This is a genomic window from Kaistella antarctica (assembly GCF_900109615.1).
In the GTDB taxonomy this organism is placed as follows: domain Bacteria; phylum Bacteroidota; class Bacteroidia; order Flavobacteriales; family Weeksellaceae; genus Kaistella; species Kaistella antarctica.
Genome location: NZ_FOIX01000002.1, coordinates 439,487 through 455,179 on the forward strand (window position 1 = coordinate 439,487; position 15,693 = coordinate 455,179).

The following is a 15,693-nucleotide window of genomic DNA, read 5'->3' on the forward strand; positions in this document are numbered from 1 at the left end:
TTTGGGAGATTTTTTTTTGATGAAATATTACGTTTACATACTATATTCCGAAAGTCTAGATGTTTACTACAAAGGTTTTTCAACCGATGTAGAAAAACGGTTGGAGTATCATTTAAACTCCCAACATAAATTTACTTCCAAAACAAAAGACTGGGTGATTGTTAATGTTCAAGAATTTGAAGAAAAACAAGAAGCATTACAAGAAGAAAACAGATTAAAGAAACTTAATCGAAAATCTATAGGAAAGTTAATTGGTTAGAATGCCGCCCTTTCATCTCGTCAGCAGCTGACGAGACGGGTTCGAATCATCTCGTTGGAGGCCGAGACCAATCTCTCAAATCAGTTTGGGAGATTTTTTTTTGATGAAACAATACGTGTAAATTCTTTACTTGGCGACCAAAATTGATTACAATGGTTTTTCTACCGATTTAAAAAAATAATTAATACTCGCCTACAGTCTATTAGACAAATTATTAATTTTAACTATCAAATCTTAAATCATAATTAATATTTAGATTTTCTTGCAGTACTAAATCCATCTTTTCTTTGGCAATTCTTTTGCTCTTCAATCAAGGTCAAAAGACCTTTTGTTTTCCCTACCTTATCCCACAAAATATATAAATAAGAGTTCTTATCATCATCTATTATTTTGATTTGAGTAGGAAAAGAAGTAATATTGTTAGACGACATTTATTTAGTAAACTATCAAAATATACCATATGAAACCTAGTGTTATTTCAATTGTTCTTGGCGGCGGAAGAGGAACGAGATTGTCACCTTTAACCAATACGCGCTCAAAACCTGCTGTTCCGATTGCAGGAAAATATCGATTGGTTGATATTCCTATTTCGAATTGTTTAAATTCAGGCTTCAACCGAATTTTAGTGCTTACCCAATTTAATTCTGCGTCGCTAAATTCCCATATCAAGAATTCTTTCCACTTCGATATTTTCAGCAAAGGTTTTGTCGATATTTTAGCTGCTGAGCAAAATATTGAAAGCGATGAGTGGTACCAAGGTACGGCAGATGCAGTTCGCCAGTCGATGAAACATTTGGATAAATATGATTACGAATATATTTTGATTCTGTCCGGAGATCAATTGTATCAAATGGATTTCCGTGAGATGATCGACTTTCACTGTCGCAACAAAGGTGATATTACCATCGCAACGATTCCTGTAAATGCGCACGATGCAACTGGATTTGGAATTTTAAAATCTGACGAAGAAGGAAATGTTACCTCGTTTACTGAAAAACCTTCAGGTGACATGTTAAATGATTGGAAATCTGAAGTATCTGAGAAAAATAAAGCAGAAGGTAAAGAATATCTTGCCTCTATGGGAATCTACGTCTTCAATAAAAGTGGATTGAAGAAAATGTTTGATGAAGATGCTGGTGATGATTTCGGTGGCGAGCTAATTCCTAATGGTATTGGAAAATACAAAACTTTAAGTTTTCAATACGATGGATACTGGACTGACATCGGAACCATACAGTCATTCTTTGACGCCAATTTAGATCTTACGCAAGATTTTCCGAAATTCAACCTGTTTAGCAAATATCCAATTTATACCAGAGCGAGAATGCTGCCGCCTACCAAAATCCTAGGCTCTTACGTGAGCAAAGCAATTTTTGGTGACGGGTCTATAATAATGGCAGATAAAATTGAAAACTCAATTGTCGGGAACAGAAGTCGCGTAGACAGAGGGAGTACCATCATGAATTCTTATATGATGGGCGCCGATTTCTACCAGGACACCAAAGAAATCATCTCTAATGATGATAATGGAATTCCAAATTTAGGGGTCGGGAAATACTGCTATATCGAAAGAGCGATTCTCGATAAAAACTGTAGAATTGGAAATAATGTAAAAATCATTGGTGGACAAAATTTACCAGATGGTGATTTTGAAAACCACTCGATTAAGGATGGAATTGTCATCGTAAAGAAGAATGCTATAATTCAGCCTGGAACTCAGATTTCTTAAAAAATACTTGAGTCAAATAATTCAACACGGTAATATTATATTATCGTGTTTTTTTTGCTCAGCTTTTTCCGTATTTTTGCCGCATGCGTTGGATGAAATTTGGAGTTATTATACTAGTTTTTTTGGTAGGAGCTTATGCTTTATCTATGTTTTTTGTGGAAGAAAATAAAAATTTTACCATCGAGAAAGAAATTAACTATCCCATCGATAAAGTATTTCCACAATTCAACAATCTGCAGAATTTCACAAGCTGGAACGCATTTTTTGCTGACAACAAAAATTTGTCGGTTCAGTATTTTACGCCTTATGAAGGATTAGGGAGTGCGATGTCTTATGTTGATGAAAAAGATGATGATGTTTTTGGAGACGTTTTTATTAGATATGAAAATCCTGAAAAGACTTTGAAACTTCAATTGTTTGAAGGTAAAAAAAATACGCCCTACAATATTGATCTTAAATTTATTCCTAAAAATGATAAAACCAAAATAATTTGGTATATCCATACTCCAAAACAGTCGCTACTCAAGAGATCTCTCAACTTAATTTCGGAAGATTATTGGGTGAATAACATCGATAAAAGTATGAAAAATCTTTATCAACTGTTAGGGAAGAAAGTAGATAAAGAGATTCAACGTGAAAATCTTAAATTCGATTCACTCATCGTAGAGCAACAGGATCAACAATTGCTCTTGGGAATAAATGTCAGTACTAAAAACATTAAGGATGCCCTTTTCAGAAACATTGTTATTAACCATAACAAGGTAGCGAACTTTGTAAAAATGGATTTACACAAAAAGAATGACGAATATGGTGAGCCTATTTTAATTACTGATGCTGATAACTTCAAGGATAAAGAGGTTTCCTATTTTTACGGAATTCCACTTTCTAAACAGGAAAAAATTACGGACAATAATTTCAGTTTCAGAACATTAAATCCTTCTAAACAATATGTAATTTTTTACAAAGGAAATTACGCGGGTAGGGTGCAGGCTATTCAGCAACTTCTAGCAAAGGCAAAACGGGATACGATGCGAATGGGCGATTTACAACAGACCTTTTTAGAAGAACCATTCACAGAGAGTAATACCGTTATGAAGTTATCATTACCCGTTTACAAATAAATTGCAACCAAGCGCTTTTTAACCCTTTTTTGGCTTTATTACTCCACTTATTTTTGTTAAATTTGTTCTGTAAATAAAAATAAACAGATAATTTGTAAATAATGGACAAATTTTCATTCCTAAACGCTGCTCATTCGCAGTTAATAGAAGACTTATATCAACAATACTTAAAATTCCCTGATTCAGTAGAGCCATCCTGGAAAGCATTTTTTCAAGGATTTGATTTCGCTTTAGAAGGTTATGGTGATGATTTTGGGGATAACTCTAATTCTACGAGCGTTTCTAAACCGGCAGCTCTAGCTTCTCAAGCTTCTGCCAATGGGCAAATTCCGGAAGATATTCAAAAAGAGTTTCAAGTTCTCAATTTAATCGAAGCCTACAGGCATCGTGGGCATCTATTTACGAACACCAATCCGGTAAGAGAAAATAGACATTTTGAACCTACTTTAGATATCGAAAATTTTGGTCTAACCAAAGCAGACCTCTCTAGAAAGTTTAATTCTGCCACAACTACTGGACTAGTTTCTGCGGTTACTTTACAGGAACTTATTGCCCATCTCGATAAGATTTATTGCAAATCAATCGGCGTGGAATATATGCACATCAATAATATTGCTGAACGTAAATTCATCAGAGAATGGTTGCAGGTTAATGAAAATCATCCGCAGTTAAATGCTGATGAGAAAATCGAGATTTTAGAAAAACTGAACCAAGCTGTTGCATTTGAAAACTATCTTCATACTAAATTTGTAGGACAGAAAAGATTCTCATTAGAAGGAGGTGAATCACTAATTCCTGCCTTGGATCAATTAATTACCAGATCATCACAATTAGGAGTTGATGAGGTGGTATTGGGAATGGCGCACAGAGGAAGATTAAATGTTTTAACCAATATTTTCGGCAAATCTTACAAACAGATTTTCTCAGAATTTGAAGGAAAAGAATTTGAAGAAGATGTATTCTCAGGTGATGTTAAATACCACTTAGGTTCTTCTAAGGTTATAAAAACACAAAATGGGGAAGAGGTTTCGATCAATTTAACGCCAAATCCTTCGCATTTAGAAACCGTCGCTGCTTTGGTAGAAGGTATCTGTCGTGCAAAAGTTGACGATACTTACAAAGACTTTAAAAAAGTTTTACCAATCATCATTCATGGTGATGGCGCAATTGCGGGACAAGGAATAGTATATGAAGTTGCTCAAATGATGACTTTGGAAGGCTATAGAACTGGCGGGACCGTTCATATTGTGGTTAATAATCAAGTTTCATTCACCACTAATTTCTTAGATGCTCGCTCTTCTATCTATTGTACCGATGTTGCAAAAGTAACTTCGTCTCCTGTTATGCACGTGAATTCAGATGATGTGGAAGCGGTTGTACATGCCATTCGGTTTGCCGCAGATTTCAGGGCAGAATTTGGAAAAGACGTATATATCGATTTATTGGGATATAGAAAATACGGACACAACGAAGGTGATGAACCTCGATTTACACAACCGAATTTATATAAAAGAATTTCAAAGCATTCGAATCCAAGAGAGATTTATAAAGAGCAGTTGATGAAAGAAGGAGTTCTTTCTGATGAAGTTTTAAAGGAGATGGAAGTATCTTTCAGAAAACTTTTAGATGCTGATTATGATGCGTCTAAAGAAATAGAAAAGAACACCATGGATCTTTTTATGGCCAGCTATTGGAAGAATTTACCAATGTCGCCAAAAGGAGCTGTCCTGAAAGCGGTTGACACTTCATTTGAAGCCACTGCATTAAAAGATTTGGCAATCAAAATGTCAACTTTACCTGCTGATAAAAAGTTTATAACGAAGGTTACCCGTCTTTTCGAAAATAGAATTAAAGCTATTGAAGGAAATACAATTGATTGGGCGATCGGGGAGTGGTTAGCTTATGCAACTTTACTTACAGAGGGAAATAACATCCGAATTTCGGGAGAAGATGTCGAAAGAGGAACCTTCTCTCACCGTCACGCTTTAGTAAAAACTGAAGACACCGAGGAAGAATATATTCCACTAAGACATGTGTCAGACAGTCGTTTCGATATCTACAATTCGCACCTTTCAGAATATGGCGTGCTAGGTTTCGATTATGGTTACGCCATGGCTTCACCGAATACTTTAACCATTTGGGAAGCACAGTTTGGTGATTTTGTTAATGGTGCTCAAATCATCATCGACCAATATTTGGTTGCTGCTGAAGAAAAATGGAAAATTCAAGTGGGATTGGTTATGCTACTTCCTCACGGATATGAAGGACAAGGAGCTGAACACTCTTCAGCCAGATTAGAAAGATTCTTAGGCCTTTGTGCCAATGAAAATATGGTGGTTGCCAATGCGACAACTCCTGCAAATTACTTTCATTTATTAAGAAGACAAATGAAATGGAATTTCAGAAAACCATTAATCGTAATGACGCCGAAATCATTATTGCGTCATCCTAAGGTAGTTTCAACAATCGAAGATTTGGCAACCGGACAATTCCAACCAATCATTGATGATGTAATTGCAAATGCAGAAAAAATTGATAAATTAGTGCTGTGTTCTGGTAAAATATACTATGAACTTTTGGCTAAAAAAGAAGAACTGAATTGCGACAATATCGCTTTGGTTAGAATGGAACAATTGTATCCGCTTCAACAAGATAAAATTGATGAGGTTTTTGCGAAATATAGCAACAGAAAACATTTGCTTTGGGTTCAAGAAGAGCCAGAAAATATGGGAGCTTGGGGTTATATCTTGAGAAACTTTAGAGATACTGGAATTCAGGTTATTGCTGCTGTGCCAAGTGGATCACCAGCACCAGGAAGCCATAAAATGTTTGAGAATAATCAGAACAGCGTTATCAATAGAGTATTTGATCGAAATGATGCTCCGGCAAAAAGACCAGTTACTGCATAGAAAATAATAATTGTAATACAAAAAATAAAAAATAGATCCGATGTCAATATTAGAAATGAAAGTCCCTTCACCGGGAGAATCCATCACAGAAGTTGAAATTGCGACGTGGTTAGTAAAAGACGGCGATTTTGTAGAGAAAGATCAACCCATCGCAGAAGTAGATTCTGATAAAGCAACGCTTGAATTGCCTGCTGAAGACAGCGGAATCATTACACTTAAAGCAGAAGAAGGTGAAGTGGTACAAGTTGGACAAGTAGTTTGCTTGATCGACACCTCAGCTTCAAAACCTGAAGGTTCAGCTCCTGCAGCAAAAGCGCAAGTAAAAGCCGCCGAACCTGCAAAAGTGGAAGCTCCAAAAGCCGAAGCAAAACCTGCAGCAACCTATGCAACAGGAACACCTTCGCCAGCGGCTAAGAAAATTCTAGACGAAAAAGGGATTGAAACTTCTGCAGTTTCTGGATCTGGCAAAGATGGTCGTATTACCAAACAAGACGCTGATGTTGCCTCAGTTCCAGCAATGGGCGGAACTTCTGCCACAACTGGTTCTAGAGGGTCAAGCACCACCAAACTTTCTGTCTTAAGAAGAAAAGTTGCAGCAAGATTGGTCATGGTGAAAAATGAAACGGCAATGTTAACAACTTTTAATGAAGTGGATATGTCGGAGATTTTTAGAATCAGAAAATTATATAAAGAAGAATTTATCCAGAAACACGGTGTTGGTTTAGGGTTTATGTCCTTTTTTACCAAAGCGGTTACCAGAGCACTTCAAATGTATCCAGATGTTAACGCTTCAATCGATGGAGATTTCAAAATTAATTATGATTTCTGCGATATTTCAATTGCTGTTTCAGGTCCAAAAGGATTGATGGTTCCGGTGTTGAGAAATGCGGAAGACATGTCTTTCAGAGGAATTGAAAGCAACATTAAATCTTTAGCAGAAAAAGTAAGAGATGGTAAAATTACCGTTGACGAAATGACTGGTGGAACATTCACCTTAACCAATGGTGGTACTTTCGGATCCATGTTGTCTACGCCAATTATCAATCCGCCACAGTCCGCGATTTTAGGAATGCATAACATTCTTCAAAGACCTATGGCTATTGATGGACAAGTTGTAATTCGTCCTATGATGTATGTGGCGGTTTCATACGACCATAGAATTATCGACGGTAAAGAATCTGTAGGATTTCTGGTTGCAGTAAAAGAAGCAATCGACAATCCTGTTGAGTTTCTACTTGGAGGTGATGAAAGAAAAGGATTGGAACTTTAATTAAAAATAAAAATTTCAGCCAATATATAGATCCCGCCTACAAAGGCGGGATTTTTGCATTGATGCCTTCAAAATTTCATCCATGTTTTCATCCACTACTTTCGATATTAAGGTTTCAGTTGTGCCGCAATATGATATTAAAAATAGTTTTCCGGCGGAGAATCGTTTTGTGTTTCGGTATAATATCAGTGTCGAAAATCTAAGTCAAGATTCGATTAAACTGATGAGTAGAAAATGGTTGATATTCGATTTAGGCTTTGGCTTCACGGAGGTTTCTGGCGATGGCGTCATTGGTTTAACTCCGACTATAGAACCTGGTGAAACTTTCACCTATTTTTCAAATGTTTTGCTCCGTTCTGGAGTTGGGAATATGGCTGGAACATTCTATTGTCAGAACCTTCTCATTAATGAAACCTTAGAAATAGAAGTTCCCAAATTCAATTTAGTTGCGGAGGTCCTGAGCAATTAAAGAATTTTAAGAATATTTTTATGGCAACTTAATCCGCCTTCCATTCCCGCTATTTTTTGCCAAGGCTTTTGGCCAGCTCAAAAAAATGAGCTCCACTCAAACAACGAAGTTGTTCGACGATTCAAATGAAAATAACATTGAATTGTGAGTCAATTCGGGTTGCAAGTCAGGTTCAGAATTTAAATCAAGAATAATTTACAATATTTTCAAATTCTTCTTCATCACTTCATGAACTTCATCAGTTCTGGTGAGCATCAATTGATTGAACCCGAGTAAAGAAATTTTGGCACAAACTTCCGCATCAGCGCCAGCTCTGTGATGAGTGAACTGAATGTTGTGCTGTTCTGCCAAACTCTTTAAACCATATTTAGGCAATCCTTTCCACGATTTTTTTGCAATCGAAATGCTGCATAAATAATTGAGTTTTGGTTTAAAGAAACCGTAATAATCCAGACAACTTCGCAAAACTCCCGCATCAAACCCTGCATTGTGGGCGATCATTAAATTTCCGTACATCAAATCTTGTGCTTCGTGCCAAATCTCATCAAAGGTTGGTGCGTCCTGAACATCTTCTGGGGTAATGCCATGAACTGCAATATTAAAATGATTAAAATAAGGGAAGCTCGGAGGTTTAATGAGCCAAGTTTTCGTACTCACAATTTCACCGTTTTCCACCACGCAAATTCCCATTTCACAAGCAGAATTTCGATCTGAAGTAGCCGTTTCAAAGTCGATGGCACAGAAATCAATCATGTGATTTGATATTTAAAATTAAGAGTATGTTTTTAAATTGAATCATTCGTCTTTTAATATTTTTTTTATTTCCTCTACAAATTCAGCATAATTAATTAAATCATCATGACTTGCACCAGCTATTTCAATAAATCTTTTTTCGATGGACGATTGTGATTGTTCAAAGACGTCAAATAATTTTTTACCTGATTTCAACGGAATTATTTTATCCTTTGTTCCATGAAAATGATAGAGCGGAACTTCAACTTTGGAAATATTTTCATTAGATAAAAAATGATACGTCATAGTTGGCGCAACGCGATCGGTTACTTTCTTCGGCAACCAACGATTCACAATATCTTGCAAGTTATAAAAGGTGGCTTCTAAAATCACAGCCTTTGGCTTATTTTCAGCGGCCACTTTAATGGCAAAAGCGCCGCCCAAACTTCTTCCGTAAACAATTGTTTTTTCTTCGCCATACTGTTCTCTGGCAAAATCGTAGAAAAATTGGGCGTCGGAGTAAAGGAAATCTTCATTTCGTGGCCCCGAACTTTTACCATAGCCACGATAATCCATCACCAAAACATCATAACCAAATTGAGTATATTCATTAGCGATCTTTCCCCATCGATGAAGGTTGTCTGCATTCCCATGAAAATACAAGATTACCCCTTTTGGTTTTTTTATTTTAAAATGAAGCACATTAATTTTCCCCTCAAATGGGGTTTCCCACAAATACTCTACGAAATTGTTTTCAAAGTCAAAAGCATGATTTTCAGGTAAAACTACTGGTAAAAAAACTACTTTTTCTTGTAGATATTTTAGAATTTCTGACATATAAAAAATTTAACAACACTGTTTTTTCTGCCGTTATTTATAAAGTTACTCATTTAACTTTGTGAAAAGGATTCTATTCTAGAAATCAATATCTTATCAACGCGCTGCCTGTCTTTGTCGATAATTTCTAACTCTAGATCTTCTATTTGGATTTTGTCTCCAACTTCGGTGGAACCGTTGTGAGCATTTAGAAAAAAGCCAACTAACGTGGTATAGTTATCTTTATTTTCAAATTCATAATCTAATTGAAAATATTTAATAAACTCTACGATTGGAAACTGCGCGTCAGCCAGCCAGGAATTTTCATTTCGTTGGATAATCCGATAGTCGAAATTATCATTGGTCGCCGTATTCCCTACCAATGCGTCTAACACATCATGCATCGTTACGATTCCAACAGTGTTCCCATATTCATCGATGACAATTCCGTAGTGATTTTTTTCTTTTTTAAAAATTTCTAATACTTTGTACGCAAAATAATTTTCATTAAGAAAAACAGGTTGTCTTAAGTGTTTTTTTAAATTAAAAGTAGAAAGATTTTCAATAGGAAACATATCTTTCAACAGGACAATTCCTAAAATGTCATCTAAATTATTTCCCGTTGTAACTGGATACGCATTATGTTTTTCGTTTCTTATTTTCTCTAAAATATTTTCTAAACTATCATTAATGTTAAAATAGGTAATGGCGGTTCTGTGCGTTAGAAGCGTATTCACTTTTCGATCGCCCAATTCAAAGACTCTTTCTACAATGCTATGTTCAATTTGGTCGATTTCTCCTTCCAAAGCGCTTTCTCTAACGATAGATTTTATTTCTTCTTCGGTAATAATACTGTCTGAGGTATTTTTTATTCCCAAAAGTTTTAGCAATAAATTATTGGAGGTAGTTAAAAGAAGAACGAACGGCGAGGTCACTTTAGATAAAATATCCATTGGTTTTGCGAGCAACGTAATAATCCGCTCCGGAAAAGTCATTGCAATTCTTTTCGGCAAAAGTTCACCGAGTAAAATAGAAAGATAAGTGATGAAAATAACGATCCCAATCGTTGATAAAGTTTTCGAATAAGGTGAAATAATCGCAAATTGATCCAGGAAATTTTTGAAATCAGTCGTCAGATTTTCACCAGAATAAACTCCCAGCAAAATCCCGATTAACGTAATTCCGATTTGGACGGTAGATAAAAACTTGGTTGGGTTTTCTGAAAGTTCAACCGCTTTCTTGGCTGAACTACTGCCTTTTCTGGCTGCGTTTTCTAATTTAAATTTCCGGGAAGAAACAAGTGACATTTCCGACATTGCAAAAACTCCATTGAGTAGAACGAGTAAAATAATGATTATTAATTCCATCAAAAATTTTTAATTATCACAAAGATAATTTTTTTGAGGTTATCATTTTAATTTTTACTTGCGATGCGAATAGCCCAAACTTGTTGTTTCAGCATCGATGAGAATCTTTCGGTCTTCAAAAATTTCTTCCATCACGCGATGGTAATGTTCAAACTGATGAATGTCGATATGGCCAGCTTTCAAAATAACATATAATATGGTGCGTTCTGGATTAATCTCAGATAGATCAATAGCAGTTTTAATGGGCACTAAACGGTCCTCGCTGCCATGAATAATCTTGATTGGACAGCGAACATTCTTTAAATATTGAAAAGTAGGAATGTTATAACGCAGAAAAGGTTTTGCTGGCATAAACGGCATATAGCGATGAATTGTCCGCAGCAAGGAATACAGAGGGGAAGTCAAAATTAATAAATGCGGATTATTTTTTGAAGCAAGTCTAGCCGCAAATCCCGCGCCGAGTGATCGTCCGTAAACTACAATTTGATCCTCGCTAAATTCTTCTTTCACAATATTGTAGATGAATTGGGAATCTCTTTTCATAGCTTCAACTGTCCGTTTACCCGTGCTTTTTCCAAAACCTCGATAGTCCATCATCACCACTTCATAGCCCAGTCGCGTAAAATCGATCGCAAATTTTCCCCAACCTTTAATGCTTTTCGTATTCCCTTTTAAATATATAACCACGCCTTTCGGATCATCAACTTGAAAATGAAGATAACTGATATTCGCTCCTTTTTCAGTTTCGACAAATTTTTCTTCGGCTTTTAAATGATCATAAGCGAATTTAAAATCGGCCGGAAGTTTTTCAGGTTGAAAAAAGAATCTGTGTTGAAAGAAATAGATTAAGATCCCAATCACCAAAATTACGATGACGATGATTGCGGCGATTAAATAGAGATCGATCTTCATAGCCTAAATTTATATAAATTTAAGTCAGGAATAAGGAAATCAACATTTAATTAAAGGAAGTTTTTAAAAACCAACCATTTTGCCTGATAGAAATTTTTGATTTGGTTTTTCTGACGAAGCTGAAGGGTTTTTGGAATCTGTGCGTAAAATGAAAAATGCGCTCGCAAAACGGCCCAGAAATGGGGCATTCCATTTTTGTACCCAAAGTAAATGCCAGCAAAACCGTCTAATATCAAACGAAAGGGAAGGAGCCACACTAAAGTTATCAACGGCATATTTTTTAGAATCATCGAAAAATTATTTCGAATATTTAAGAATGTTTTTTGTGGACTTTGTTTATTTAATGTTCCGCCACCGACGTGATAGACCGTAGATTTAGAGGTGTAGTAAATCTTTTTGCCGGCATTTTTTAAACGCCAGCATAAATCGATTTCTTCTTGATGGGCAAAAAATCTGGCATCAAAGCCATTCTGATTCCAAAAATCTTCAGCTCGAATAAAAAAGCAACATCCAGACGCCCACATAATCTCGACTTCATCATCATATTGCCCTTGGTCTTTTTCAATATGTTCGAAAACTCTTCCTCTACAATAAGGATAACCGAGATTATCAAGAAAACCACCGGCAGCGCCTGCAAATTCAAAATGATTTCGTTGATTATAATCCAAAATTTTAGGTTGAATTGCGGCAATGTTTTTATTGTTTTCAAATAACGATAGAATCGGAGCGAGCCAATTCTCAGTAACTTCTACATCAGAATTCAAGAGACAATAAAATTCTTGATCGATGTGTCTTAAACCTTCATTATAGCCGCCCGCAAATCCGTGATTTTTTTCATTCATAATGATTTGAACGGTGGGGAAATGATTTCTTAAAAAAGAGACGGAATCGTCAGTCGAGCAATTGTCAATCACATAAATAGCTGCATCGTTGGAATGTTGAATCACGTTGGGAAGAAATTTTTCTAACCAACTTTTACCATTCCAGTTTAATATGACGATTGCTAAATTCAAGGTTCAATTATAAAAAATAGGGGAGCGTTTTTAGCCCATTATTTTAATGGCATTTTGATATTTCCATTTTCTATGTGACCAAAGATAGTTGTCTGGTCGTTTGTTAATGGTGTTTTCCAAATGCTGATGAAATTTTTTCACGACTTCATGTTCTACAAATTTTTCCCCATCAGGTCTTATTCGGTAATAATTTACCTGGTAGAATCCGCGTTTCACTTTTTTCATGTCACAATAGACAAAAGCCAGATCCATTCGCGTTGAAAGTTTATCGTACCCTACAAAAACTGGTGTTTTTTGGTTGAGGAAATTGAGGCCAAATGTTACCTCTGAAGAGTGCGGCGTTTGATCTGCTACAAATAAATAAATGGAATTTCCATCATTTGGATTTCTAAATATATGACGGACAACTTCTTTGGCTTCTAACGGCTGGTTTCCAAAATGAGTTCTTAATTCTCTGATTTTTTGTTCCCAAAAACCACTCTGAACTTTTCGATAAACGGGATAACTGTTTACTTGCGGAACGACAGTCGCCAAGGCATTAAACCATTCCCAGTTGAAAACATGACCTGCTAAAAGAATAATATTTTTCTTTTCAGCGTTGGCTTCATGGTAGACGTCTTGATTAATATGTTGTACTCTAACACGCAATTCATTGGATGAAATCGTAAATGATTTAAAGGTTTCTACAATGTAATCACAAAAATTTCGATAAAATTTCTTCTCAATTTTTTTAAGTTCTGCGGCTGATTTTGTCGGAAATGAATTTTGAAGATTTGTAAAAACCACTTTTCGTCTGTAGCCAACAAGATGGTAGATTACAAAAAAGATGAAATCTGAAAATACGTACAAAATTCCCAATGGAAGTTTTGAAAAAAGTAGTAAAAATTTAAATATAAAATTCATAAACAGAGTGCAAATTTAGTGATTATAAACTTTACGGTTCATTCTATTTTTATTAATTTGCGGGGAATAACATGATCTATCCAAAATGAAAAATAGCCAATTTAAAGTTTTAGCCTTCTCTTCTTTATTAATTACAAGTTTAGCGTGTTCGCAGAAAACAGATGCAATTAAATCTACAGAAGTGCAGTCCGACAAAACCGTTTTAGTCGAAACCGATAGTACCGCGATTTTAGCAGCCAAGAAAAAAGCCGCGGCGGAAGAGAAAGCGAAACTTCCGAAGCCTTATAATGACAAAGAAAACGCTGAAGAAAAAATTGCTCAGTTGGTAAAACAAGCGCAGGCTGAAAATAAAAATATCATGCTGCAAGCTGGTGGAAACTGGTGTATTTGGTGTTTGCGATTTAATCAGTTTGTTCAGACCACTCCAGAACTTAAAAATATCGTAGACGAAAATTATATTTATTACCACTTAAATTATTCGCCGGAAAATAAAAATGAGAAAGTTTTTGCGAAGTATGATCATCCAGGTGTAAAGTTTGGTTATCCCGTTTTCGTTGTTTTAGATAAAAACGGAAAAATGATTCATACCCAAGACAGCGCCGTTTTGGAAGAAGGAAAAGAATACAGCATTGAGAAAGTAAAAGCATTCTTTCAGGAATGGGCGCCAAAATCATAAGACAAAAAAAGTCTCGTCGCAATGACGAGACTTTGTTTTTACAAAAGTTTCTTAATCCAGCTCAGTTTTTTCTCAGAATAAGGTGGATATTTTAAATCAGGTTCGCCCCAAGTTGCTCTATCAAGAATAGATTTCATATGAGAAAATGCCTGGAATCCGTACTTCCCATGGTAGTTTCCAATGCCAGAATTTCCCACGCCACCAAATGGCAGATGATCATTACTTAAATGCATCACCACATCATTAATACAGCCACCACCAAAAGAAACTTTAGAGGTAAAGCTTTCTTTCTCATCAGAATTGCTGGTGAATAAATAGGCCGCAAGTGGTTTGTCGTGCGCACTTATTTGAAGTAACGCCTCATTAAAATTCTTGAAAGTGAGTATAGGCAATATGGGTCCGAAAATTTCCTCCTGCATCACGGCATCGTCCCAAGTTACGTTATGTAATAACGTAGGTTCTATATAATTTTTAGAAGAATCGGTCTTCCCACCATAGAATATTTTTTCTTGATCGATTAAATTTATTAATCGATTATAATTCTTTTCATTAATGATTCTGGTATATTGTTCAGCATCGATACCATAATTGAATTTTTGGATGTACGATTTCAAAGAATCTAAAAAGCTATCTTTTACCTTTTCATCAACTAAAATATAATCTGGTGCCACGCAGGTTTGTCCCGCATTTAAAAACTTTCCCCAAACAATTCTTTTAGCGGCAACTTCGAAATTGGCTGAAGAGGTTACGATCGCCGGACTTTTTCCACCCAGCTCTAAAGTTACGGGAGTTAAATGTTTTGCAGCAGCTTCGTAAACGATTTTACCCACTGTTGAACTCCCTGTAAAAAATATTTTGTCGAATTTTAATTTTAGTATTTCAGTAATTTCTTCTACACCACCTTCTACCACGTATAAGTATTCTTTTGGAAAATTTTCATTAATAATTTTAGCCATGACTTTCATGGAGTTCTCAGCGATTTCGCTTGGCTTCAAAATGCAGGTGTTTCCGGCGGCCAACGCGGCAATCATTGGTGAGAATGAAAGTTGATAAGGATAATTCCAAGCACCGATTACCAAAGTGCATCCAAGCGGTTCGGGATAAATTTTGCTTGAACCGAGTTGGTTTGCTAGATTGGTGCCAACCCTTTTTGGTTTTGCTAAAGAATTAAGATTTTTTAAGTAATAGTCGATATCTTTTAAAACGAAGGAGATTTCAGTCGTGAAAGTGTCAAATTTTGATTTGCCGAAATCTGCGTAAATAGCTTCATATAATAAACTCTCATTTTTTTGGATGACCTCTTTCAATTTTTCCAGATACATTTTGCGAAATTTAATATTTTTGGTTTTCTGTGTATTGAAAAATTCCCGTTGATCACTTAAAATATCTTGAAAATTCATTACTTTTAATTATTAATTTAATGTAAGTTTAGCGTTAAGTTATTAATAATAGTAATAACCTTTTGGATGCCTCAAAATTGATAACAACTATCAATCCAAACAAATTTATCATTAAAT

15 protein-coding genes are annotated in these 15,693 nt (G+C 35.6%); 7 read left to right on the plus strand and 8 right to left on the minus strand.

Annotated features, from left to right (window positions below; all coding sequences use genetic code 11):
• The first annotated feature begins 19 nt into the window (after positions 1 to 19).
• Positions 20 to 259, plus strand: a complete 240-nt coding sequence (locus BMX49_RS06680) for a GIY-YIG nuclease family protein (RefSeq protein WP_034717428.1) — start codon at positions 20 to 22, stop codon at positions 257 to 259.
• 245 nt (positions 260 to 504) lie between these two features.
• Here the strand turns inward: BMX49_RS06680 and BMX49_RS06685 are convergent, their stop codons facing one another.
• The gene (locus BMX49_RS06685) at positions 505 to 690 is read right to left on the minus strand and encodes a hypothetical protein (protein ID WP_034716601.1); all 186 of its coding nucleotides are present in this window, start codon (positions 688 to 690) and stop codon (positions 505 to 507) included.
• A gap of 29 nt (positions 691 to 719) precedes the next feature.
• Here BMX49_RS06685 and BMX49_RS06690 point away from each other — a divergent pair, with 29 nt between their 5' ends.
• The 5 genes from BMX49_RS06690 (at position 720) to apaG (ending at position 7,757) form a co-directional block, all read left to right on the plus strand.
• Entirely contained in the window at positions 720 to 1,988 is a 1,269-nt protein-coding gene (locus BMX49_RS06690; protein WP_034716599.1) for a glucose-1-phosphate adenylyltransferase, read from the plus strand.
• Between the two features lie 92 nt (positions 1,989 to 2,080).
• Positions 2,081 to 3,109: an SRPBCC family protein gene (locus BMX49_RS06695; protein ID WP_260242692.1), complete on the plus strand. Its 1,029-nt coding sequence runs from the start codon at positions 2,081 to 2,083 to the stop codon at positions 3,107 to 3,109.
• Positions 3,110 to 3,210: 101 nt separating this feature from the next.
• Entirely contained in the window at positions 3,211 to 6,018 is a 2,808-nt protein-coding gene (locus tag BMX49_RS06700) for a 2-oxoglutarate dehydrogenase E1 component (protein ID WP_034716595.1), read from the plus strand.
• A 40-nt stretch (positions 6,019 to 6,058) separates the two neighbouring features.
• On the plus strand, positions 6,059 to 7,288 hold the full coding sequence (gene odhB / locus BMX49_RS06705) for a 2-oxoglutarate dehydrogenase complex dihydrolipoyllysine-residue succinyltransferase (RefSeq protein ID WP_034716593.1): 1,230 nt from the start codon (positions 6,059 to 6,061) through the stop codon (positions 7,286 to 7,288).
• 82 nt (positions 7,289 to 7,370) lie between these two features.
• Positions 7,371 to 7,757, plus strand: coding sequence for a Co2+/Mg2+ efflux facilitator ApaG/CorD (gene apaG / locus BMX49_RS06710; protein ID WP_034716591.1), 387 nt, complete (start codon positions 7,371 to 7,373; stop codon positions 7,755 to 7,757).
• 195 nt (positions 7,758 to 7,952) lie between these two features.
• Here apaG and BMX49_RS06715 read toward each other — a convergent pair whose 3' ends face one another.
• From BMX49_RS06715 to BMX49_RS06740, 6 genes are read right to left on the minus strand one after another with little or no spacing between them, the layout of a single operon-like run.
• Complete coding sequence (locus BMX49_RS06715) at positions 7,953 to 8,510, minus strand: 3'-5' exonuclease (protein ID WP_246005112.1); 558 nt, start codon at positions 8,508 to 8,510, stop codon at positions 7,953 to 7,955.
• A gap of 42 nt (positions 8,511 to 8,552) precedes the next feature.
• A complete protein-coding gene (locus BMX49_RS06720) occupies positions 8,553 to 9,326 on the minus strand; it encodes an alpha/beta hydrolase (protein ID WP_034716589.1) in 774 nt (257 codons plus the stop codon).
• Positions 9,327 to 9,379: 53 nt separating this feature from the next.
• Positions 9,380 to 10,672 (minus strand): hemolysin family protein, encoded by a 1,293-nt coding sequence (locus tag BMX49_RS06725; RefSeq protein WP_034716588.1) that lies wholly within the window; start codon positions 10,670 to 10,672, stop codon positions 9,380 to 9,382.
• 54 nt (positions 10,673 to 10,726) lie between these two features.
• Positions 10,727 to 11,584: an alpha/beta hydrolase gene (locus tag BMX49_RS06730; RefSeq protein WP_034716586.1), complete on the minus strand. Its 858-nt coding sequence runs from the start codon at positions 11,582 to 11,584 to the stop codon at positions 10,727 to 10,729.
• Positions 11,585 to 11,634: 50 nt separating this feature from the next.
• A complete protein-coding gene (locus tag BMX49_RS06735; RefSeq protein ID WP_034716584.1) occupies positions 11,635 to 12,597 on the minus strand; it encodes a glycosyltransferase family 2 protein in 963 nt (320 codons plus the stop codon).
• 30 nt (positions 12,598 to 12,627) lie between these two features.
• A complete protein-coding gene (locus tag BMX49_RS06740; RefSeq protein ID WP_034716581.1) occupies positions 12,628 to 13,500 on the minus strand; it encodes a lysophospholipid acyltransferase family protein in 873 nt (290 codons plus the stop codon).
• Positions 13,501 to 13,585: 85 nt separating this feature from the next.
• Here BMX49_RS06740 and BMX49_RS06745 point away from each other — a divergent pair, with 85 nt between their 5' ends.
• Positions 13,586 to 14,176 carry a thioredoxin family protein gene (locus BMX49_RS06745; protein WP_034716579.1) on the plus strand — a complete coding sequence of 197 codons (591 nt, stop codon included), beginning with the start codon at positions 13,586 to 13,588 and terminating at the stop codon, positions 14,174 to 14,176.
• Between the two features lie 38 nt (positions 14,177 to 14,214).
• Here the strand turns inward: BMX49_RS06745 and BMX49_RS06750 are convergent, their stop codons facing one another.
• Complete coding sequence (locus BMX49_RS06750; RefSeq protein ID WP_034716576.1) at positions 14,215 to 15,576, minus strand: aldehyde dehydrogenase; 1,362 nt, start codon at positions 15,574 to 15,576, stop codon at positions 14,215 to 14,217.
• Positions 15,577 to 15,693: the final 117 nt, after the last annotated feature.